20 protein-coding genes are annotated in these 21,031 nt (G+C 67.8%); 16 read left to right on the top strand and 4 right to left on the bottom strand.

Going from position 1 to position 21,031, the window contains the following annotated elements; genetic code table 11:
• The 14 genes from NS355_RS15655 to NS355_RS15720 all read left to right on the top strand — a co-directional run.
• A partial coding sequence (locus tag NS355_RS15655) for an HlyD family secretion protein (RefSeq protein ID WP_058746537.1) occupies positions 1–1,071 on the top strand: 1,071 nt, incomplete at its 5' end.
• Entirely contained in the window at positions 1,068–2,456 is a 1,389-nt protein-coding gene (locus tag NS355_RS15660) for an efflux transporter outer membrane subunit (RefSeq protein WP_058746538.1), read from the top strand. The genes NS355_RS15655 and NS355_RS15660, both read left to right, overlap by 4 nt.
• Before the next feature lie 83 nt (positions 2,457–2,539).
• A complete protein-coding gene (locus tag NS355_RS15665; RefSeq protein WP_058746539.1) occupies positions 2,540–2,965 on the top strand; it encodes an organic hydroperoxide resistance protein in 426 nt (141 codons plus the stop codon).
• A gap of 76 nt (positions 2,966–3,041) precedes the next feature.
• Complete coding sequence (gloA, locus tag NS355_RS15670; protein ID WP_209445116.1) at positions 3,042–3,557, top strand: lactoylglutathione lyase; 516 nt, start codon at positions 3,042–3,044, stop codon at positions 3,555–3,557.
• 159 nt (positions 3,558–3,716) lie between these two features.
• Entirely contained in the window at positions 3,717–5,186 is a 1,470-nt protein-coding gene (locus NS355_RS15675; protein WP_058746540.1) for a methyl-accepting chemotaxis protein, read from the top strand.
• A 90-nt stretch (positions 5,187–5,276) separates the two neighbouring features.
• On the top strand, positions 5,277–5,582 hold the full coding sequence (locus NS355_RS15680; RefSeq protein WP_058746541.1) for an STAS domain-containing protein: 306 nt from the start codon (positions 5,277–5,279) through the stop codon (positions 5,580–5,582).
• A gap of 12 nt (positions 5,583–5,594) precedes the next feature.
• The gene (locus tag NS355_RS15685; RefSeq protein WP_058746542.1) at positions 5,595–7,838 is read left to right on the top strand and encodes a chemotaxis protein CheA; all 2,244 of its coding nucleotides are present in this window, start codon (positions 5,595–5,597) and stop codon (positions 7,836–7,838) included.
• Positions 7,835–8,704, top strand: coding sequence for a CheR family methyltransferase (locus NS355_RS15690; protein ID WP_172839597.1), 870 nt, complete (start codon positions 7,835–7,837; stop codon positions 8,702–8,704). The genes NS355_RS15685 and NS355_RS15690 overlap by 4 nt, the downstream gene beginning before the upstream one ends.
• Positions 8,704–9,720, top strand: a complete 1,017-nt coding sequence (locus tag NS355_RS15695; RefSeq protein WP_058746543.1) for a protein-glutamate methylesterase/protein-glutamine glutaminase — start codon at positions 8,704–8,706, stop codon at positions 9,718–9,720. The genes NS355_RS15690 and NS355_RS15695 overlap by 1 nt, the downstream gene beginning before the upstream one ends.
• Before the next feature lie 8 nt (positions 9,721–9,728).
• Positions 9,729–10,325: a chemotaxis protein CheD gene (locus tag NS355_RS15700; RefSeq protein ID WP_153008251.1), complete on the top strand. Its 597-nt coding sequence runs from the start codon at positions 9,729–9,731 to the stop codon at positions 10,323–10,325.
• Positions 10,326–10,357: 32 nt separating this feature from the next.
• Positions 10,358–10,735 carry a response regulator gene (locus NS355_RS15705; RefSeq protein ID WP_058717546.1) on the top strand — a complete coding sequence of 126 codons (378 nt, stop codon included), beginning with the start codon at positions 10,358–10,360 and terminating at the stop codon, positions 10,733–10,735.
• A gap of 25 nt (positions 10,736–10,760) precedes the next feature.
• Positions 10,761–11,204: a chemotaxis protein CheW gene (locus NS355_RS15710; RefSeq protein ID WP_042485432.1), complete on the top strand. Its 444-nt coding sequence runs from the start codon at positions 10,761–10,763 to the stop codon at positions 11,202–11,204.
• Between the two features lie 50 nt (positions 11,205–11,254).
• Entirely contained in the window at positions 11,255–12,259 is a 1,005-nt protein-coding gene (locus NS355_RS15715; RefSeq protein ID WP_058746545.1) for a chemotaxis protein CheB, read from the top strand.
• A gap of 11 nt (positions 12,260–12,270) precedes the next feature.
• Positions 12,271–12,537: a hypothetical protein gene (locus NS355_RS15720; protein WP_236697066.1), complete on the top strand. Its 267-nt coding sequence runs from the start codon at positions 12,271–12,273 to the stop codon at positions 12,535–12,537.
• A gap of 23 nt (positions 12,538–12,560) precedes the next feature.
• Here NS355_RS15720 and NS355_RS15725 read toward each other — a convergent pair whose 3' ends face one another.
• From NS355_RS15725 to NS355_RS15740, 4 genes are all read right to left on the bottom strand, one after another.
• Positions 12,561–13,091, bottom strand: a complete 531-nt coding sequence (locus NS355_RS15725) for a hypothetical protein (RefSeq protein ID WP_153008252.1) — start codon at positions 13,089–13,091, stop codon at positions 12,561–12,563.
• 186 nt (positions 13,092–13,277) lie between these two features.
• A complete protein-coding gene (locus tag NS355_RS19105) occupies positions 13,278–16,100 on the bottom strand; it encodes a TonB-dependent receptor domain-containing protein (protein WP_058746547.1) in 2,823 nt (940 codons plus the stop codon).
• A gap of 289 nt (positions 16,101–16,389) precedes the next feature.
• A complete protein-coding gene (locus NS355_RS15735; protein ID WP_058746548.1) occupies positions 16,390–17,202 on the bottom strand; it encodes a ferredoxin--NADP reductase in 813 nt (270 codons plus the stop codon).
• An 85-nt stretch (positions 17,203–17,287) separates the two neighbouring features.
• Positions 17,288–19,543, bottom strand: a complete 2,256-nt coding sequence (locus tag NS355_RS15740) for a TonB-dependent siderophore receptor (RefSeq protein WP_058746549.1) — start codon at positions 19,541–19,543, stop codon at positions 17,288–17,290.
• A gap of 79 nt (positions 19,544–19,622) precedes the next feature.
• On the opposite strand from NS355_RS15740, the gene NS355_RS15745 reads away from it, so the two are divergent.
• Together NS355_RS15745 and NS355_RS15750 are read left to right on the top strand one after the other, a co-directional pair.
• Positions 19,623–19,949 carry an iron transporter gene (locus NS355_RS15745; protein WP_153008254.1) on the top strand — a complete coding sequence of 109 codons (327 nt, stop codon included), beginning with the start codon at positions 19,623–19,625 and terminating at the stop codon, positions 19,947–19,949.
• Positions 19,946–21,031, top strand: a 1,086-nt coding sequence (locus NS355_RS15750; RefSeq protein ID WP_058746551.1) for a PepSY-associated TM helix domain-containing protein, incomplete at its 3' end; no start/stop codon positions are given. The genes NS355_RS15745 and NS355_RS15750, both read left to right, overlap by 4 nt.

The raw sequence follows: 21,031 nt of genomic DNA on the forward strand, positions 1-21,031 counted from the left end.
CCACCCGCCCGATGGCGGACGCCAGCCCGAGGCGGGTGGCGGTCGCGCGCACTGATCGCGCTGCTGGTCATCGGCGGGATCGCGGCGGTGCTGGCGGCGTGGCGGCTGCCACCCTTTTCCAGCGACCGCCAGTCGACCGACAACGCCTATGTGCGCGGCCGCACGACGGTGATCGCGCCGCAGGTCAGCGGTTACGTCACCGCCGTGCTGGTTAAGGATTTCGAGACGGTGCGCGCCGGTCAGCCGCTGGTGCGGATCGACGACCGAATCTACCGCCAGCGCGTCGACCAGGCGAGCGCGCAGGTCGAGGCGCAGGCCGCCACGCTCGCCAACAGCCGTCAGGCCCAAGCGTCGCGCACCGCCAGCCTCGCCGCCCAGGACGCCGCCGTCGCCAATGCCGAGGCGCAGCTGATGCGCGCCCAGGCCGATATGGCGCGGGTCAACGATCTGGTTACCGATGGCTCGGTATCCTTGCGCGAACGCGACCAGACGCTGGCCGCGCTGCGCCAAGCCCAGGCGCAGCTGCGTCAGGCCAAGGCCGCGCGGGAGATCGCCCAGCAGGATGTCCGCACCGTCCAGGTCGGGCGTGGCGGGCAGCAGGCGGGCGTGTCGGGTGCGGAAGCCGCACGACGGCTGGCGCAGATCGACCTCGCCAACACGATCGTCCGCGCGCCCGAGGATGGCCGCCTGTCCGAAGTCGGCGTGCGGCTGGGTCAATATGTGACGGCGGGTTCGCAGCTGATGTTCCTCGTGCCGCCCGAAACCTGGGTCATCGCCAATTTCAAGGAGGCGCAGACCGCGCGGATGGCGGTGGGACAGCCCGCCAGCTTCACCGTCGACGGCCTGAGCAACGCCCGGCTGAAGGGCCATGTCGAACGGATCTCGCCAGCCGCCGGGTCCGAATTCGCGGTGCTGAAGTCCGACAACGCCACCGGCAACTTCACCAAGGTGCCGCAGCGTATCGCGGTGCGGATCCGCGTCGATCCGGGCCAGCCCCTGGCCGCGCGCCTGCGCCCCGGCATGTCGGTGCAGGCGAGCGTCGACACGGCGGGCGGGCCGCAGGTGCGATGAGGCACGGCGCTCTCCCCATCGTCGCCGCGCTGCTGCTCGCCGGGTGTATCGGGCAACGTCCCGCCGCCCCGACCGCCAGCACCGTGGTGCCGCCGCCCGCCTGGCGCACGACGCTGGGGCCGGGCAGCCCGATCGCGGCCGACTGGTGGCAGGCGTTCGGCGATCCGCAACTGACCGCGCTCGTCACCCGCGCGCTGGCCGACAGCCCCGATCTGGGCAGCGCGGCGGCGCGGATCGAGGAGGCGCGCGCGCAGGAACGGCTGGCCCGCGCGCAACTGTCGCCGAACGTCACGGCAGGCCTGCCGTTGACCGAGGGACGCACCGTCACCGCCTTCGGCACCGGGCTCGACCAGTTCGGGTCGCAGCCCGTGGTGCAGGCGAGTTACGATTTCGACCTGTTCGGCCGGCTGCGCAATGCCCGTGCCGCCGCCCGGGCGCAGCTGCTGGCGACCGAGGCGGCGCGCGACACGGTCCGCCTGGCGCTCGCCGCCGGGGTGGCGAGCGGGTACGTCACGTTGCGCGCGCTCGACCACCGGCTGCACATCGCCGAGGAAACGCTGGCGGCACGGGCCGACGCCCTGCGCATCGCGCGGCGGCGGGCGACGACGGGCTATACCTCCAATTTGGAACTGCGACAGGCGGAGGGCGAGTATCGCGCGACCGAGCAGCTGGTCGCCGCCGCCCGCCTGGCCGTCACGCGGCAGGAAAACGCGCTGAGCGTCCTGATCGGCGGCGCGCCCGGCCCGATTCCGCGCGGGCTGCCGATCGACCGGCTGATCCGCCCCGCCATCCCCGACGGCCTGCCGTCCGACCTGCTGCGCCGCCGCCCCGACCTGTTACAGGCCGAACAGGCGCTGGTCGCCGCCGACCGCTCGCTCGACAGCGCGCGGGCGGCGATGCTGCCCAGCCTCGGGCTGACCGGCTCGGCGGGCGTGGTGCTGTCGAGCGCGCTCAAGAACCCGATCACCATCTTCTCGATCGGTGGCAGCGTGCTCGCCCCGATCTTCGACGCGGGACGGTTGCGCGCGCAGGCCGATGCCAGCGCGGCGCGGCGGGACCAGGCCGCCTTTGCCTATCGTCGCACTGCGCTGACCGCGTTTCGCGAGGTGGACGACAGCCTTGCCTCGGTCCGCCGCTCGGGCGAACAGGCGGTGGCACTTGCCGGGCAGCGCGCGGCGCAGGCGGATGCGTTGCGTATCGCCTCCAACCGCTACCGGGCGGGCTATTCCTCCTATCTCGAACAGCTGGATGCGCAGCGCGGCCTGCTGACCGCCGAATTGGCGTTGGCCGAGGCACAGGCCAACCAGCTGACCGCCTATATCACCCTGTATCAGGCGATGGGCGGCGGCTGGTCGGCGGATTCCATTCAGGCGACCGCGCGCTAATCAGGTCGCGATGGAACGCACGCGACGTTGACGCGCTGACGCCATCGAACCGATTCTGGATCAATGACCCACAGGAGAGCAACATGGGCGTGAATGTGATCTACAAGACCAAGGCGACGGCGACGGGCGGTCGTGACGGCGCGGCACGGTCGGAAGACGGCTCGGTCGACGTCAAGCTGGTCGTGCCGAAGGAAATGGGCGGCCCCGGCGGTGACGGCGCCAACCCGGAAAAGCTGTTCGCGGCGGGCTATTCGGCGTGTTTCCTGGGCGCGATGAAGGCGGTGTCGGGCAAGGAAGGCGTGAAGGTCCCGCAGGACGCGACCGTCACCGCCGAGGTCGGCTTCGGCCCGCGTGAGGAAGGCGGCTATGGCATCACCGTCGACCTGCTCGTGAACCTGCCCGGCGTCGATCGTGCCGAGGGCGAGAAGCTGATGCATGCCGCGCATCAGGTCTGCCCCTACTCCAACGCGACCCGTAACAATGTGGATGTCGGCCTGACGCTCGCCTGAGCCGTCCCGCTTCCCATCATTCGAGGCCCTTCGTCCCCTGCGGCGGAGGGCCTTGCCGTTTTTCAAGGACCTCATGATGACGACCCGCCCCGCCGGAACCGAGAGCTTCGCGCTCAACCAGACGATGCTGCGCATCCGCGATCCCAAGCCGTCGCTCGCCTTTTACCAGGACGTGCTGGGCATGACCCTGCTCCAGAAGCTGGATTTCGAGGAGATGCGCTTCTCGCTCTATTTCCTCGCCTATCTGGGCGACGGCGAGACGATCCCGCAGGACCCGGCCGAGCGCGCCCGATTCATCTTCAACCGGGAGACGACGCTGGAACTCACCCATAATTGGGGCACCGAGTCGGACCCCGACTTCAAGGGCTATCATGACGGCAATGGCGATCCGCGTGGCTTTGGTCATATCGGGATCAGCGTCGCCGATGTCGCCGCCGCCTGCGAACGGTTCGAGTCGCTGGGGGTGACGTTCAAGAAGCGTCCTCAGGACGGCAAGATGAAGGATATCGCCTTCATCACCGACCCCGATGGCTATTGGATCGAGATATTGTCCGCCAACGGCATGGCCGGCAGCCTTAATACAGATCAATAATCCAGCAAAGTTTCTCCGGCGTCGTGACGCGGGTGAAACGGGATGTTTACCGTTTCTGCCCATTATGGACACACGCCGGAGGTCTTGGTGACCGTCTGAACCCTCCGCTGCGCCCGGCGAGCGCGTCTGCTCGCTCATGGTTTTGGAGGTTACGCCGTTATGTTGTCCTGGTTTGCCAAGACGGCACCGATCCGCCTGAAATTCGACTTTCTGACCGTCCTCTACGGGGGGCTCGGCGCTGTCGGACTGATAACGACGGTTGCCGCCCAGGGCCGATTCTCCCTGACTTGGCCGGTCGTCGCCGCCACCGGCGCCCTGCTGGCATCGCTGGTGGGAATGCGGGTCGCCCGCAAGCTGGTCTGCGACCCTTATGTCGGCAGCGTCGTTGCCATGGAGCATCTGGCGGCAGGCGATGTCGAGCGCGAGATCCTCTATGACGATTATCGCGATTGCATCGGCCGTATGGCCCGGGCGATGCACGTCTTCCGCCGCAACGCCGCCGATGTGAAGAAGGCGGGCGAGGCGCAGAAGATCGTCGTCAACCTGCTCGGCAAGGGCCTGGGCGAACTGGCCGAGGGCAACCTGACCGAGACGATCCTCACCCCCTTCCCATCCGAATATGACAAGCTGCGCGTCGACTTCAATCGCGCCATGGAATCGATGGGCCGCGCCATGAGCGCCGTCACGGCCGCCACCCACGGCATCAATTCGGGGGCCAGCGACATCCGCCAGGCCTCGGACGACCTGTCGCAGCGCACCGAGCAGCAGGCCGCCAGCCTGGAGGAAACCGCCGCCGCGATGGACGAGATCACCTCGACCGTCCGCCAGACCGCCGAGGGCGCCAACCGGGCCAACCGCGCCGTCGCCGATGCGCGGATCGAGGCGCAGCAGTCGGGAGAGATCGTCCGCCGCGCCGTCGATGCCATGGCCGGGATCGAACGTACGTCGAGCGAGATTTCCGAGATCATCAGCGTCATCGACGGCATCGCCTTCCAGACCAACCTGCTCGCGCTGAACGCCGGCGTCGAGGCCGCGCGCGCCGGTGACGCGGGCAAGGGCTTCGCGGTCGTCGCCTCCGAAGTCCGGGCGCTCGCCCAGCGTTCGGCCGACGCCGCCAAGGATGTGAAGTCGCGAATCCTCGCCAGTTCCGAACAGGTCGAATCGGGCGTCAGCCTGGTCAGCGAGACCGGCAAGGCGCTGGAGCGGATCATCGGCCAGATCGCCGAGATCAGCACGCTGGTCGAAAATATCGCCAGCTCGGCCGAGAAGCAGGCGACCGGGCTGCAGGAGGTCAACACCGCCGTGTCCGCGATGGACGGCGTGACGCAGCAGAACGCCGCGATGGTCGAACAGGCCACCGCCGCCGCACGTTCGCTGGCGGTCGAGGCCGATGGGTTGGCGCGCGAAATCTCGCGCTTCCGCATCGAGAGCAAGTCCGGCCATTTCGCCGCCCCCGTCCAGCCGGTCCATCAGTTGCAACAGCGCGTGGCCGCCGCCAGCCGCCGCATCGCACAAGGCGCGCGTCCTGCCGCCGCTCCGGCCCCGAATCAGGTGCCGCATCACGCCCCGCCCGCATCGATGGGGAATGCCGCGCTCGCGGTCAGCGACGACGACTGGACCGAATTCTGATCGGCTCGCCCCCGGCATGCGCAGGTGCGCCGGTCGGGGGGCAAAGCGTAAAATTCGGTTAACCCACGCTTTCTTAACGACCTCCGCGCCATGCTGCGTCCCGAAACCCGCGACTGGAGTCTCGCCGTGACCGCTCTGTCCCTTGCCCCCGTGCTCGACACCGCCGCCGCCGTTCCGCTGCGTCAGGCGCTGCTCGACCTGATCGCGTCGGGCGACCCGATCACGCTCGACGGGTCGCAGGTGGCGCAGGCGGGCCAGGCCTGCCTTCAGGTCCTCGCCAGCGCCCAAGCGATGGCCGCATCGATCCCGACCGATTTCGAACTGAACAGTCCATCCGAGCCGCTGGCTTCGATGATCGCGCTGGCGGGGCTCGACAGCCTCGTCGCCGCCGCCTGAAAGGCCTGACCGATGAACCTCGACGAGATTCAGCAGATTTTCTTCCAGGAATGTGAGGAAGGTCTCGGCGCGCTCGAAACCGCCTTTGCCGACCTGAAGCGCGACCGCCACGATGACGAGACGATCAACACCGTCTTCCGCTCGGTCCACTCGATCAAGGGCGGCGCGGGCGCCTTCGGCCATGAGCGGCTCCAGCATTTCTCGCATCATTACGAAACCCTGCTGGACCTGATTCGCAACGGTACGCTGCCGCTCAGCGAGCCGCTGATCGACCTGATCGTCGCCGCGTTCGACACGCTGGCCGACCATGTCGCCGCGGCGCGCGGCGAGGGCGGGATGCCCGCCGACCAGGCGATGCTCGACCGGCTGGCCGCCGCCGCCCAGGGCGAGATCGGTGGCGCAGTGGCGGCCGTCGCCGAGCCGGAACCCGTCGCCGATATCGCTTTCGCCGCCCCGACCTCCGATGTCGCCGCCGCCGCGCTGGACGATTTCGACGCGCTGTTCGCGATGCTCGAGGATCCGGCCCCCGCCGCCGAACCGGCGGGCCCGGCCGAGTGGATCGTCTCGGTTCATCCCGGCCCACGCGCGTTCGATCATGGTGCCGAGCCGATGCTGGCGCTGCGCGAATTGTCGCGCATGGGCGGCCGGACGCTGTCGGCCGACCTGTCCGAGCTGCCGCAGCTCGACGGGCTGGACGCCGAGCGTGCCTATATCGGCGTGACCATGGCGCTGCCGGGCACGCTGGACGAGGACGATATCCGCGCGGTCTTCGACTTTGCCGACCCGCAATGCCGCCTGACCGTCACCCGCGCCGATCCCGCGATGGCGATGGCCATCGCCGAACCCGAGATCGTGGTCGAACCGGCCATTGCCGAGCCGATCGCCGATGTGATCCCGTTGCCGGTCCCTGCGCCCGTCGCCCCGGTCGCCGCACCGGCACCCGCACCGGTCGCCGCCGCGCCTGCTCCGGTGGTGGCCCCCGCTCCCGCGCCCGCGGCGCCCCCCGCACCGGTCGTATCGGTGGTCGAGGCGGCGAGCAGCCCGCGTGTCGCCGCCGCTGCCGCCCAGACGATCCGCGTCGACCTCGACAAGCTGGACCGGCTGGTCAACCTGGTCGGCGAGCTGGTCATCACCCAGGCGATGCTGGCGCAGCGCCTGAGCGAAAACGAGATGGGCTCGATCCCCGAGCTGTCCGACCTGGACCACCTGACGCGCGAGCTCCAGGATTCGACCATGGCGATCCGCGCGCAGCCGATGAAGACCGTCTTCAGCCGCGTGCCGCGTATTATCCGCGAACTGGAGGTCGAGACCGGCAAGCGCGTCCGCCTGGAAGTCGAGGGCGAGATGACCGAGGTCGACAAGACCGTGGTCGAGCGCATCGGCGAGCCGCTGACCCATCTGATCCGCAATGCGGTCGACCATGGGCTGGAAACGCCCGCCGATCGCAAGGCGGCGGGCAAGGACGGCGAGGGCGTTGTGACGCTGTCGGCCGCGCACCAGTCGGGCCGGATCGTCATCACCGTCGCCGATGACGGGCGCGGTATCGACCGCGCGCGCGTCAAGGCCAAGGCGATCGAGCGCGGCATCATCGCCCCCGATGCGCAGCTGTCTGAGGAGGAGATCGACAATCTGATCTTCGCCCCCGGCTTCTCGACCGCCGCCGTCGTCTCCAACATCTCGGGTCGCGGCGTCGGCATGGACGTGGTGCGCAAGAACATCCAGGCGCTGGGCGGCCGCATCGGCATCCAGTCCGAACTGGGCAAGGGATCGAGCTTCTCGCTCAGCCTGCCGCTGACGCTCGCCGTGCTCGACGGCATGATCGTCACCGTCGGCGACCAGACCTTCGTCATCCCGCTGACCCATATCGTCGAAAGCCTGCGTCCGGGCATCGACGAGGTGCATGTCGTCGGCGGCCAGTCGCCGTTGCTCGACGTGCGCGGCACCTATGTCCCCGTCCACCGCGTCGGCGAGCAGCTGGGCGTGACCGGCGCGATTGCCAAGCCCGAAAACGCGGTGCTGATCGTGGTCGAAAGCGACCAGGGCCAGGCGGTGCTGATGGTCGATTCGATCCAGGACCAGCGTCAGGTCGTCGTGAAGAGCCTGGAGGCCAATTACCGCGCCATCCACGGGCTGGCCGGAGCGACCATCCTGGGCGACGGCCGGGTCGCGCTCATTCTCGACGTCGACGCGCTGATCGGCCGCTGGCGCCGTGACGGGCGTGGGCCGAGCGCCTTCCTCGAGGATATGGCCGCGTGAACGCGCTTGCCGCCCTGGCGTCGCGCGAACCGCAGCGGGAGATGGAGTTCGCCTTTTCGGCGTCCGATCACCGCGCGATCGCCGACATCATTTACGCCGAATCGGGCATCCTGCTGCCCGAGAGCAAGGCGAAGCTGATCTATGGGCGGCTGGCCCGGCGCCTGCGCGCCTGCGGTCTGAGCAACTTTCCCGATTATCTCGCGCTGATCGCCAGCGATCCGGCCGAGCGCGCCCGCGCGGTCGATTCGCTGACCACGAACCACACCTCCTTCTTCCGCGAAAATCATCATTTCGAACATTTCCGCGACCAGCTCTGGCCCGGCTTCTCGCAGCGTCTGGCGAGCGGCGGGCGGGTGCGGGTCTGGTCCGCCGCCTGTTCCAGCGGCGAGGAGCCCTATTCGCTGATGATGACGATCGCGGGCCAGGATGTCCGCGCCGCCGAGAAGCTGGCGACCCAGGATTTCCGCGTGCTGGCGACCGACCTGTCGCCCAGCGTGATCGCGACCGCACGCGCGGGCCGCTATCCGCTGGACACCACTCGCGCCATGCCCGCCGCGATGCGATCGACCTGGTGTCGCCGCGTCGGCGATACGGACGAACTGCTCCCCGCGCTGCGCAACCCGATTGCGTTTCGTGAACTCAACCTGCTTCGCAACTGGCCGATGCGGCGGCCCTTCGATGTGATCTTCTGCCGCAACGTCATGATCTACTTCGACGACCCGACCAAAGCCCAATTGCTCGCCCGCTTCGCCGACCAGCTGGTCGACGGCGGCACCCTTTATATTGGTCATGCCGAGCGCATCCCGCCGGAAGTATCGGCGCGCTTTCACTGCATCGGTCGCACCGCTTTCCAGAAAGTATCCTGATGGCCGTACGTACCCTGATTGTCGACGATTCCCCCACCATGCGTGCGCTGATCGCGGGCATGTTGAGTCGCGACCCCGATATCGAAGTGGTCGGCGCCGCCAACGGCCCGCACCAGGCGCGTGAGATGATCAAGGCGCTCGACCCCGATGTCATCACGCTGGATGTCGAGATGCCCGACATGAACGGCCTCGACTTCCTCGAGCGCGTGATGCGGCTGCGTCCGATGCCGGTGGTCATGCTCTCCACCCTGACCCAGGCGGGCGCGGACACCACGATCCGCGCGCTGGAGCTGGGCGCGGTCGAATGCTGCGCCAAGCCCGCGACCAATTGCATCGACCCGCGCATCGCCGAAAGCGTGAAGGCCGCCGCCAGCAGCCGCCGGATCCGCGTGCGCGACATGGCGCCCGCCGCGCCCACGCCGATGGCCGATTTCAAGCCGATCCCCGGCTCGCTGATCGCGATCGGCGCGTCGACCGGCGGCGTCGAGGCGCTGATCCAGGTGCTGAGCGGCTTTCCGGCGAACTGCCCGCCGACCGTCATCTGCCAGCATATGCCCGCCACCTTCACGACCAGCTTCGCCGCCCGGCTCGACCGGCTGTCCAAGCCGACCGTGACCGAGGCGCGCCATGGCCAGCCGCTGGTGGCGGGCCATGTCTATCTGGCACCCGGCGGCACGCATCACATGGAGGTCGGCGGCGTCGACGGCCAATATCGCGCGCGCCTGATCCCCGACGATCCGGTCAGCGGCCATCGTCCCTCAGTCGACCGCCTATTCCACAGCGTTGCCAAGACGGTCGGGGCCAAGGCGGTGGGCGCCATCCTGACCGGCATGGGCCGGGACGGGGCCGACGGCCTGCTCGCCATGCGCGGCAAGGGCTGCATGACCATCGGCCAGGATCGCGACAGCTGCGTCGTCTATGGCATGCCCGGCGTCGCGCAGGAAATCGGCGCGGTGACCAGGCAGCTGACGCTGACCCGGATCGCGCCCGCGCTGATCGACCGGTGCCGGGCGTGATCCCCGCCATGGCCAGCTCCCTCCCCCCGCCGTCGCCTGTGCCCTTCACCCGGCTGGCGCGGGGTGACGGCCTTCGCCGAATCAACGTCATCCAGGGCGAGACGCGAGTCAGCCAGGACAAGGACGTGGTGCTGACGACCGTGCTCGGCAGCTGCATTTCGGCATGCCTGTACGACCCGATCGCCGGAATCGGCGGATTGAACCACTTTTTGCTCGCCGAACCGGGTGTCGCGGAAACCGATCCTAAATCCATGCAGCGCTATGGTGTGTATGCGATGGAAGTTCTGATCAACGCGATGATGGCGCTCGGCGCACAGCGGCACAGCCTGAAGGCCAGGCTGTTCGGCGGCGCGATGATGCGTGACGGCTTTCGCGACATCGGCACCGCCAATGCGCAGTTCGCCCGCCGCTTCCTGGCGGACGAGCGCATCGCGCTGGTCGGCGAGGATGTCGGCGGCGTCAGCGCCCGTCGCGTCGAGTTTCGCCCTGCCCTCGGCCTCGCCCGCTGCCGTCACGTGACCGACACCGCCGTGCCGCTGCCGCGTGTCGCCCGCCCCGCTCCGCCGCCACCACCCGCCGCCACCGGCGATGTGGAATTCTTCTAATGTCTCTCGATCCTCACCGGAAAGGCCAGTTCGTGTCCCAACTCATCATGACCGTGGACGATTCGCCCAGCATGAGAATGCTTCTGCGCGCCGCGCTCACCGATATGGGATATCGGGTGCTCGAGGCCGAGGATGGGGTTCACGCGCTCGATACGCTCGACGGCGTGACGCCCGACACCGTGCCGGACCTCGTCATCACCGATATCAACATGCCCCGCATGGACGGGTTCGGCCTGATCGAGGCGCTGCGCCGCCAGCCCGGCCATCGCAACCTGCCCATCCTGGTGCTGACCACCGAAAGCTCGGACGAGAAGAAGGCGCGCGCGCGCGAGGCGGGCGCCACCGGCTGGATCGTCAAGCCGTTCAACCCCGAAAAGCTCGCCGCGGCCATCCGTCGCGTGCTGCACTGATCCCCCTTTCCTGAGGAACCCGACCATGTCGCGTCAGCTCATCACGTTCCAGCTCGGCGACCAGATCCTGGGCGTCGACATCATGGCCATCCGCGAAATCCGCGCCTGGTCGCCCGCGACCCCGCTGCCCAACGTCCCCGCCCATGTGCGCGGCGTGGTGAATCTGCGCGGCGTGGTCCTGCCGGTGCTCGACCTGCGCCACCGGCTGGGCTGGGGCGTGACCGATCCCAGCGCGCGCCATGTCATCATCGTGGTGCGGATCGGCGAGCAGCTTCAGGGCCTGATCGTCGATGCGGTGAACGACATCGTGACCATTCCCCCCGAAGCGATGCAGCCGCTGCCCGACATGGGCGACGCGACGGCGGCACATTATCTGGAAGGGCTGGCCACGATCGAACAGCGGCTGATCCTGATCCTGGCGCTTGATCGCCTGACCGATAGCGTGACATTGACGGCCGAAGCCGCGTAATCCCATGTTTTTCAAGACGTAACGGCGTTTCCGTTGGAAGGTATTGAGTAATGGCGGACGTTAAGGTTCTGGTCGTGGACGACTCGCTGACGATGCGGGTCCTCATCTCGGGCGCGCTCGAACGCATCAAGGGCGTGCAGGTGGTGGGGGCCGCCGACGGTGCGGCCGAAGCGCGCAAGATGGTCGACCAGTATCGCCCCGAGGTCATGACGCTGGACGTCGAGATGCCCGGCATGAGCGGCCTGGAATATCTGGCCGAGATCATGGAGGAGCGGCCGATGCCGGTCATCATGTTCTCGACCCGGACCGCCGCGGGCGCCGCGGAATCGGTCGAGGCGCTGCGCCTCGGCGCGATCGACTGTTTCCCCAAGCCCAAGGTCGCGGTGCAAGCCGAACTGGACGCGATCATCGGCAAGCTGGGCAAGCGGATCAAGTCGGCCCGCAATGCCGATCTGAAGCGCGGCAAGGCGGCCAAGGGCCGCAAGGGCCCGGTCGCCGACATCAACTGGAACGGCCGCCTGCTGGCGATCGGTGCGGATGCCGCCAACACCCAGGCGCTGTTCGACCTGTTCCAGAACTTCCCCGCCAACTGCCCGCCGACCCTGGTCGTGCAGCAGATGTCGCCGGGCCTGCTGACCCCGATGATCGAGCAGCTGCGCGAGCAGATCGCGCCCAAGGTGGTCGAGGCGACCGATGGCATGAAGGTGGAACAGGGCACCATCTATTTCGCGCCGCAGGGCGAGACGCACATGGTCGTCGACACCTGGCCGAACGGCACCCTGCGCCTGCTGGCCCGCGAGCCCGTGGCGGGCGAGCGGCCGTCCATCTCGCTGCTCTTCGCCTCGGTCGCCAAGGCGGCGGGCGGCAACGGCTTGGGCGTGCTGCTCGCGCTGGACGACGAGGACGGCTCGGCGGGTCTGCGCGCGATGCTGGCGGGTGGCGCCTATGCCATCGGTCGCAACGGCACCGACTTCACGCTGAACAAGGGCGCGGTGTCGCAGCCGGTGGCGGGCGATGCGATCTTCGCCAACATCGTGAAACTGTGCAGCAAATGACGGAGGGGGCCATGGAACCGGCCCTCGCCCGGGCGCTGGCGGACGAGCTGGTCGAACTGACCCGTTCGCTCGCTGACCTGGCCTATGAGTTGGGCAGCGATCCCGATACGCTGCGCCGCCATATGGTCAGCATCCAGGCGGTCGACCGGATCACCCAGTCGCAGCTGGCGATCGCCGACATCCTGCGGTCCGATGCGCCGGTCGCGGCGCGGATCGACGGGGTGACGCTGGAGACGCTGGCGGACCGGCTGCGAACGCGGATGGCCAAGGCGGCCTGACACCGCCGCCCCGGCCCCAGTTCTTATCCGTCAGCAACCGGCTTGGTGGCCATTGCCGGGCGCATCGCGATCCGCTCGACCAGCGGGCGCAGACCCTCCAGCCATTGCCGGACCGAGGCGCGCGTGCCCTCGCCCAGGCTCAGCAGCGCCAGCCGACGATCGGTCGGATGCGGCGTGCTGTGGAACATCCCCATCGACACCAGCATGTTGATCCAGCGGACCGCCGTGGTGCGCGGCACACCCGAGGCGCGGTAGCAGGCGCTGGTTTCCACGCTGCGTCCCGCCTCTTCCTCCAGGAATACGAACAGCAGCATGTCGAAGGCCGGATCGGCGAACAGGTCCGGATTGAAATATCCCCCGATCCCCTCCCGCGCGGCACGCAGGATCGCACCGATATCCGCCGAACTGATCCGCTTTTCATGATCCTGGCGAACCATCGACTCCACGGCGGAAAGCTCGTCCCGAATGCGGCGAAGGCGATCGTCGATCGCGTCCCCCAGATCGTCGACCTGCCCGTGATAGCGGTCACCCATGACCTCTCCGCCCCGATCCATATATCCCCCGCTATCGACGCTGGCCGACGTCACTGCCCCGAATTTATTCCGTTTCCATCGCGGCGCCGCAATTCCTGAGGGCGTGGGATGCCAGCGAAATTAGTGTAGGTTAACCAAAATCTTGCGCTAGCGATCCCAAATTGATCCCGTTTCGGATGTGCTTTGCCCCCGAAAGGGCGTGATCTTTCAAAAGAACAGCTTGCGGATCGACAATCGGACGGTCCGACCGAGCGGATCGAGATAGCCCGGCTGATAGCCGATCGGCACGGTCCCGTTGGCATCGGTCACGCGCTGCCGCTGGTTGAACAGATTGTCGAAGGACAGGCTGACCCGCGTGCCCCGCAGCCAGGGATGGGCCTTCAACAGGTCCAGCCGCTGGCCCAGATCGGCGAACAGGCGCAGGTCGACCGTCGCCAGGCTGCCGAAATCGAGCGCCTGCGGATTGGCGGGGGTGCCGCCATTGACCCGCGTCGCGCTCTGCCAATTGCCCGACAGGCGTACGCCGATGCCGTTGTTGGAATAGCCCGCCTGCGCCTCGACCTGATGCCGCGAGGTGCCGCCGCTCGACCCGATCGCATCGCCGCGCAGCAGATCGAGGACCGGGCCACCCTCTGCCACCGTCACCCGATCGGCAAAGGTCCAGGTGTGATAGAGCGCGAACTGCACGCGCCCGCCACCGCCGCCGCGTCCGCCGCCGAAGCCGCCGCCCCGGAAACCGCCGCCGCCCGGGCCGCCACCGGGACCACCCGGACCGCCAGGCCCGCCCGCACCCGGGCCACCGGGGCCGCCCTGCCCCTCACGCCGCGGGCCTTCGCCATCGCCACGACGGCCGGGAAAGTTCAGCCCGGCAAAGGGATTGGGGCCGGTCCCGGCGCGGAACGCCTCCAGTTCCTTCTGGATCTTCGACTTGATCGGCTTGGAGAAGTTAAAGCCCCAGCGCAGCTGCGACCGCTCGGTATTCGCAAAGTTGATCGGGCGCGAATCGACGCGCAGCAGATTGCCCGAGGCATCGCGCGTGAAACGGTCGGGGAACGCCGCCTCGATCGCGGCGGTCGGCGTCGGGAAGGACGCGATCGGATCGTCGGTGTCGATCCGGTAGTAATTGGCGGTCAGGTTGATGTCGCGGTCGCGCCACGGCTTCAGCGTCAGGCCCAGCTTCATGACATGGCGATTGTCCGCGACCAGATTCGGATTGCCGCCCGTCACCGCCGTGATCGTCGCGGTCGTGCCGCGCACATAGTCGAACAGACGGACATTGGGCGTGGTGATCGACGGATTGCCCAGCTGCTGCGCGGTCGGGGCGTCCTCCTGATCGGTCCAGGAGGCGATGACGCGTACGCCCTCCAGCGGCGACCAGTTCGCACCATAGCCGACCGTGGTCAGCGTGCCGAAGTCCGACAGGTGATCCGCCCCGACATTCAGGTTCAGCGACAGGTCGCCGATCGCGCTCAGGATCTGGCGGTTACGGTTCGCGATCGGCAGGTCCAGATTGGCCTGGCCGTTGACGATGTCGCGTGACACGTCACCCGATTGCGGAATGCCGAACCGGGTCGAGCTGCTGGAGAAATCGCTGGTCTGCCCGCCGACCTTCACGCTGGCCTGCACATCGCCCGCGGGCAGCGCGAAGACCCGGCCGTTGAGAAGGGCGTCGACTTGTCCTGACGAAGAGGTCGACCGCGCGAAATTGCGCGCCGCCAGCCCCAGGCCGTTCAGCGGGCCATAGGGATTGGCGGTCGGATCGCCCGCATTCAGCCGCGCCTGCAGCCCCGCCACGTCCAGCCCGGTATCGGTCGCCACCCGGCTCTCGGCCCGGTCATAGGCGCCCGTCACCGACCAGCGCCACCGTCCGATATCGCCATTGAACACCGTGCCCAGATGCGCGGTCAGCCCGGTATTGTTCTGGACCAGCGGGCCATAGGCATCGGTCAACCGGCTGACCGTCGCGGCCGTCCCGAACGGCGAATAGGGATTGCCCGCAGGCAGCACCAGATTGGCCGAGGGCAGGCCGTTCCAGCTGTTGCTCTGCGTCGTCTGCACCTCGGCATTGAACGAGGCGGACACCTTGTCGAAGATGTTGCGCGAATAGACGATATTGGCGTCCCATTGCCGCTGCGCCGATTGCAGCGTGCGATAGGGGGTGACGTCGGTGCTCGTCGCCGGGCTGCCCGCGAGCTGCGCCAGCGACGGCGCGGCGGTCAGGCCGCCGGGGATACCCACCACGCTGGGGCTGGTGCCGGTCAGCGCGGCGAGGCTAGGGTCGGCGGTGACGATATTGCCGCCCAGCGAGGCGTTCGAGCCGGGTGCGACGATGCCGCGCTCGGCCTCGGTCAGGCGCGAGGTGTTGGAAAAATCGGTGTGGATGCTCAGCCGCTTGTCGCGGCGGATCTGCAACCAGTCGAGCTTGCCCTGCTCCATCGCCGAGCCGCCCTGCGTCGGCACTTTGCCCACCGCCTCGGCCGCCAGCGAGCGGAAACGCGGGCGCAGGACGAAGTTCACCACCTTCTGGTCGGCGCGATAGCCGTATTTCAGCGCCACTTCCTCGGGGAAGATATCGACGCGCTGGATCGCCTCGGTCGGCAGGTCGCGGATTTCCTGGAAGCCCGCGATACGGCGGCCGTTGAGCAGGATCACCGGCGATCCGCCGCGCCCGCTGGTCGTCTGCGGCGCGAGTTCGGTGAGCAGGTCGGACACGCTCGACACGCCATAGGAGCGGATGTCGGCGGGGCTCAGCTGCTGGTCGGGGGGGATGTCGCCGATCACCTTGCCCGGTTCGCGGCGCGCGGTGACGACGACATCGGGTTCCGCCTCCTCGCCCTCCTCCTCGACCTCGGGCTGCGCCTGGGTCCGGACCGGGCTGGCCGTCTGCCCTTGCGGCGTCGTGGGCGCGGAAACGGCGGGCACGGCCGTCGTCGAGGGGGCCGGGGCCTGCGGGGCAGGCTCGGTCGAGACCTGCGCCTGCGCGATCGCCGGCATCGCACTCGCCAGCATCAAACCCGCCCAAAGCCGCATGTCCGTCCCTTTTCCCTTGTCCGAGGGTTCGGGCGTTAGGACGCAAATGTCGCACAAATGTGCCGTCGACGGCGACAAATGTCGCGGGAGTACCGAGTATAGATTGATCACGACCCCGGCGAAGGCCGGGGCCCAGGATCGGCACAGCTCACGATAGGCCAATACGATGCGGGGGAGGCCATCGCGACCCGCTCGCTTTTGCCTCCCCCGCCTTGTCGCAATGCCCCTCGCCACCTTGGCAACTGGGCCCCGGCCTCCGCCGGGGTCGTGCCGATGGCAAGGGCGGTGCTTACCCCGCGAACGCCTTTTCGATCACGTACGCGCCCGGCTGCGCGTTCGAGCCTTCGGGGAAGCCCATGTCCTCGAACTTGGCACCCAGCGACTTGATCATCTCCATGCTGCCGCACATCATGATCCGGTCGGTTTCCGGGTTGAAGCCGTGCTGGCTGGGGAGCCCGGCGAACAACCGGCCATCGTCGATCAGCGCGTCGATGCGACCCGTGGTGTGGAACGGCTCGCGCGTGACGGTGGGCACATAGTGGAACTTCTCCTGCGCGACGTCGCCGACCAGCGGATCGTCGGCCAGCTTGCCCGCCAGCTCGTCGTGGAAGGCCAGGTCGCTGACGCGGCGAACCGAGTGGACGATCACCACCTCGTCGAACATGTCATAGATGTCCGGGTCGCGGGCGACCGACAGGAAGGGCGCGAGGCCCGTGCCCGTCGACAGCATGAACAGCCGCTTGCCGGGCAGCAGCGCGTCGGCGACCAGGGTGCCGGTGGGCTTGCGGCCCAGATAGATGTTGTCGCCGGGCTGCACCTTTTGCAGCTTGCTGGTCAGCGGGCCGTCCTCGACCTTGATCGACAGGAAATCGAGCTTCTCGTCATAGGACGGGCTGGCGACCGAATAGGCGCGAAGCAGCGGCTTGCCGTTGTCGCCCTGAAGCCCGATCATCACGAACTCGCCCGAGCGGAAGCGGAAGCTGTCGGGGCGCGACACCGAGAAGGAGAAGAGATGCTCGTTCCAGTGATGGACGCTCTGAACCGTCTCGACGCTCAGCGCCGTGGTCGGGGTCAGTTCGGGCAGGGCAGTATCGGTCGACAAACCTCAAAACTCCTTTGCGCCCCGGCCCCGCCGATCGGTCGGCGGGCGGGACGGACACGTCAAATGCGAATGAATCGGGTGCGCCTTACCAAGAATAGCGCAGGCTGCCTACAAAGGTCCGCGATGCCCCGTAATAGCAGCCATTGTTAAAGAAACAGCTGGTGATGTGGCGCTTGTCGAACAGGTTGGCGACGTTGGCGGTCAGGCTCAGCCCCTCCATCGCCGGGCTGACCCGGCCGAGATCATAGCCCAGCATCAGATCGGCCAGCCAGTAATCGGGCGACTGAAAACGGCGGACGACGGTGCGGCCCGCAGCCACCGTGGTCGCGGTGCCGTCCGATTCGCCGACATAGCGCACCCCGGCCCCCAGGCTCAGGCCGCCCAGCGCGCTGCCGACACCCGCCTTGCCCAGATCATAGGACAGGAAGCTCGACGCGCTCCATTGCGGCACGCCCAAGGGCCGCGTGCCGGTGACGCCGCTCATCTGGTCGCCGGTACCGACCACGGGCGTGCCCTGCCGGACATAGGGGTCGTTATAGGTGGCGGCGACGACCACGTCGAAGCCGGGGGCGACCGTGCCGCGCCCGTCCAACTCAATCCCGCGCACCGAGACTTCGCCGATCTGCACCTGCGAATTGCTGGGGATATTGCCGGTGCCCGCGCGCGGATCGGCGACCGGCACGTTGCGGCGCCGCAGGTCGAAGGCGGACAGGGTGAACAAGGCGGTCGTGCCGCGCGGCTGATATTTCAGCCCGGCCTCATATTGGCGGCCGGTGACGGGGATGAAGTTGCTGCCATCCCAGGTGCTGCCCGCCTGCGGCTCGAAGCTCTCCGAATAGCTGCCGAAGGGCGAGAGGCCGATCTTCGTTTCATACAGCGCGCCCAGCCGGGTGGTGAACGCCGTCTGGTTCAGACGGGTGACGGCATTGGTGTTCAGATTCTGCGTCGTCTGGTTGTAGGTGTCCCAACGCCCGCTGGCGATCAGTTGCAGGCCGCCGATCGCGATCTGGTCCTGCAGATAGACGCCGACCTGATCGCGCTTGGTGTAATTGTGCGTCTGGGTGATCGGGAAGCTGGGCAGCGGCACGCCGTAAACCGGCGCGAACAGGCTGAGATTGGGGATGTTGAACACCGGGTTCGCATTCTGCCCGGTGTAGAAGGCCTGGTAGTTCTCGCCGCGATTATGCTGCCAGTCGACGCCGCCCAATATGGTGTGCTTGACCGGGCCGGTGTCGAGCTTGCCGACCAGATGATTGTCGATCGTGAAGGTCTGGAACGCTTCATCAGATCCGCCGCCGCCGCGTTGCAGGGTCGAGAGATCGCTATTCCCGCCGCGCGTGACATAGCCCGAGCCATAAATCTGCCGGTAATGCAGCCCGATTGCGAGGTAACGCGCGTTGGTGGTCCAACTCAGCCGGTCGTTCAGGTCATGGCGGAACAGGATCGTCGCCGATTTCTGCGTCCGGTCGAACGCCTCGTAGGACGGCTCCGAGGTGTTGAAATCGACCGGCAGCACGCCGAACGGATTGGGCAGCGCCGAGCCATAGACGGGCACGCCGCTATAGGACCCCGACTCGGGGTCGCGCTGATAGTTGAGGATCAGCGTCACGCTGGTCGCCTTATCGGGCGCAAAGGTCAGCATGGGGCGCGCATAATAGCGACGATTGGCGGTACGCTGGATGAAGCCGTCCGATTCCTCGGCGCCCGCGATCATGCGGAACAGCCAGCGGTCGTTCGCATCCAGCGGCTGGTTCACGTCGATGCTGGAGCGCAGCAGCGCATAATTGCCCGCCGCCAGTTCGATTCGCCCGCCCGGCCCCGCATAGGGCAGCTTGCTGGTCAGGTTGATGAGCCCGCCCGGCGTGCCCGAGCCATAGGTGACACCCGCCGGGCCCTTCACCACATCGACCGACTCGACCAGATGGAAATCGACCTGTGGGCTGGCATACACGCCGCCCATTAGTCGCATCCCGTCCATGAATACGCCCGGCGCGAAGCCGCGCAGGAAAAGCTGGTCGTATCGCGTGGCGACATTGCCGCGCTGGTTGGGCGCGACGCCCGCGACATAGCCGAGCGCCTGGTTGATCGACAGCGCGTTGCGCCGGGTCAATTCCTCCTGGTCGATCACAGTGATGCTCTGCGCCGTCGCGATCAGCGGCACATCGGTCTTGGTGCCCGAGGACGCGCTCTTCTTCTCGCGCTGTCCCTCGACCACGATATCCTCGTTGCGCAGCCGCTGCTGGTCCTCGTCGGACAGGGTCATCGCATGGGCAGGAAGCGCGCTGCCCAGCATTCCTCCGGTGGCGCACGCTGCCAGCAGCGCTCCGCGAAGTGCGCGCATAAATTTACTCCCTGCTATTGATAGTGACTCTCAAATGCTGCTAAAGCGATGCCCTCAGGATGACAAGGGGAAAGCGCGGGTGGCATCGGGCCAGGCCATGGACGAACGAGGCGGAGGCCGTTGGCGGAGCGGCTTCGCCATGGCGTGGCGCTGGATCACGGCGATTCTCGGCGGCTATGCCTTTGCCGTCGCCGCCGCGATGCTGACCGCGCGCCTGCTCCCCGCACCCGATGCGACGGCGCGGGTCGAGGCGACCGGCTGGCCGATGGTTTTGTCCTTCCTGCTCTATGCCGGGATCGGCCTCTGGGCGTTGCACGAGGTCCGGCTGGGCCGGATCAGCGCGGTGATCTGGGGCGGGGCGCTGGCGATGGCGGTGATGCTCAAGCTGCTGGGCGTGCGGCCGTGAGCGCGGCGGCGGCACCGCGCGGGCTGCGACAGACCATGGCCTGGGCGCATGGCTGGCTGGGCCTGATCGCCGGGTGGATCCTGTTCACCATGTTCCTGACCGGCACCTCGGCCTATTTCCGGCCCGAGATCACCCGCTGGATGCAGCCCGAAATCCGCACCGAGGCCGCGTCACCGGCGCAGGCGGCGGACTCGGCCACGCGCTATCTGTCGCGGGTCGGGCCGGACGATCTGCAATGGTATATCTACCTGCCCGACGCGCGGACGGTCGCGACCCGCATCTTCCGAATCCCCGCCAAGCCCGATCCCAGGATACGCGGCGACGAACTGGACCTCGATCCGGTCAGCGGCGTCCCCCTGACCGCGCGCGAGACCAAGGGCGGCGAACAATTCTATCGCTTCCATTTCCAGCTTCAGTTGCCGCACCCCTGGGGTCGCTGGCTGGCGGGGCTGTGCGCGATGGCGATGCTGGGCGCGATCATTTCGGGCGTCATCACCCATAAGCGCATCTTCGCCGACTTCTTCACCTTGCGCTGGAACAAGGGGCAGCGCAGCTGGCTCGACGCGCACAATGTCTCGGCGGTGCTCGGCCTGCCCTATCATGCGATGATCACCTATACCGGGCTGATCACGCTGGTGACGATGTACATGCCCTGGCCGGTGCTGATGAACTATGCCTCACCGGCCCAGTTCATGCAGACCGCCTATGGCACCCCCGCCGACGTACCCGCCAGCGGCGTGCGGCGTCCGCTGGTCGCGATCGCGCCGCTGGTGCGCGACGCCGAACAGCGGCTGGGCGGCCCCGCCACCCGCGTCATCGTCCAGAACCCCGGCGATGCGGCGGCCCGTATCACCATCGCCCAGGCCAAGCGCGGCGCGATCAACTCTCGCACCCCGACCGCCACCTATGACGGCGCGACCGGCCGCCTGCTCAGCCGCAGCGGCGATGCCGCCGTCGCGATCGACACGGCGGGGGTCATGCTGGGCCTGCACATCGCCGGTTTTGCGGGACCCGCCTTGCGCTGGGCCTATTTCGTCATGGGACTGACGGGCGCGGTGATGGTCGGCACCGGCCTGTTGCTG

This window comes from Sphingomonas yabuuchiae, from assembly GCF_001477495.1.
In the GTDB taxonomy this organism is placed as follows: Bacteria; Pseudomonadota; Alphaproteobacteria; order Sphingomonadales; family Sphingomonadaceae; genus Sphingomonas; species Sphingomonas yabuuchiae_A.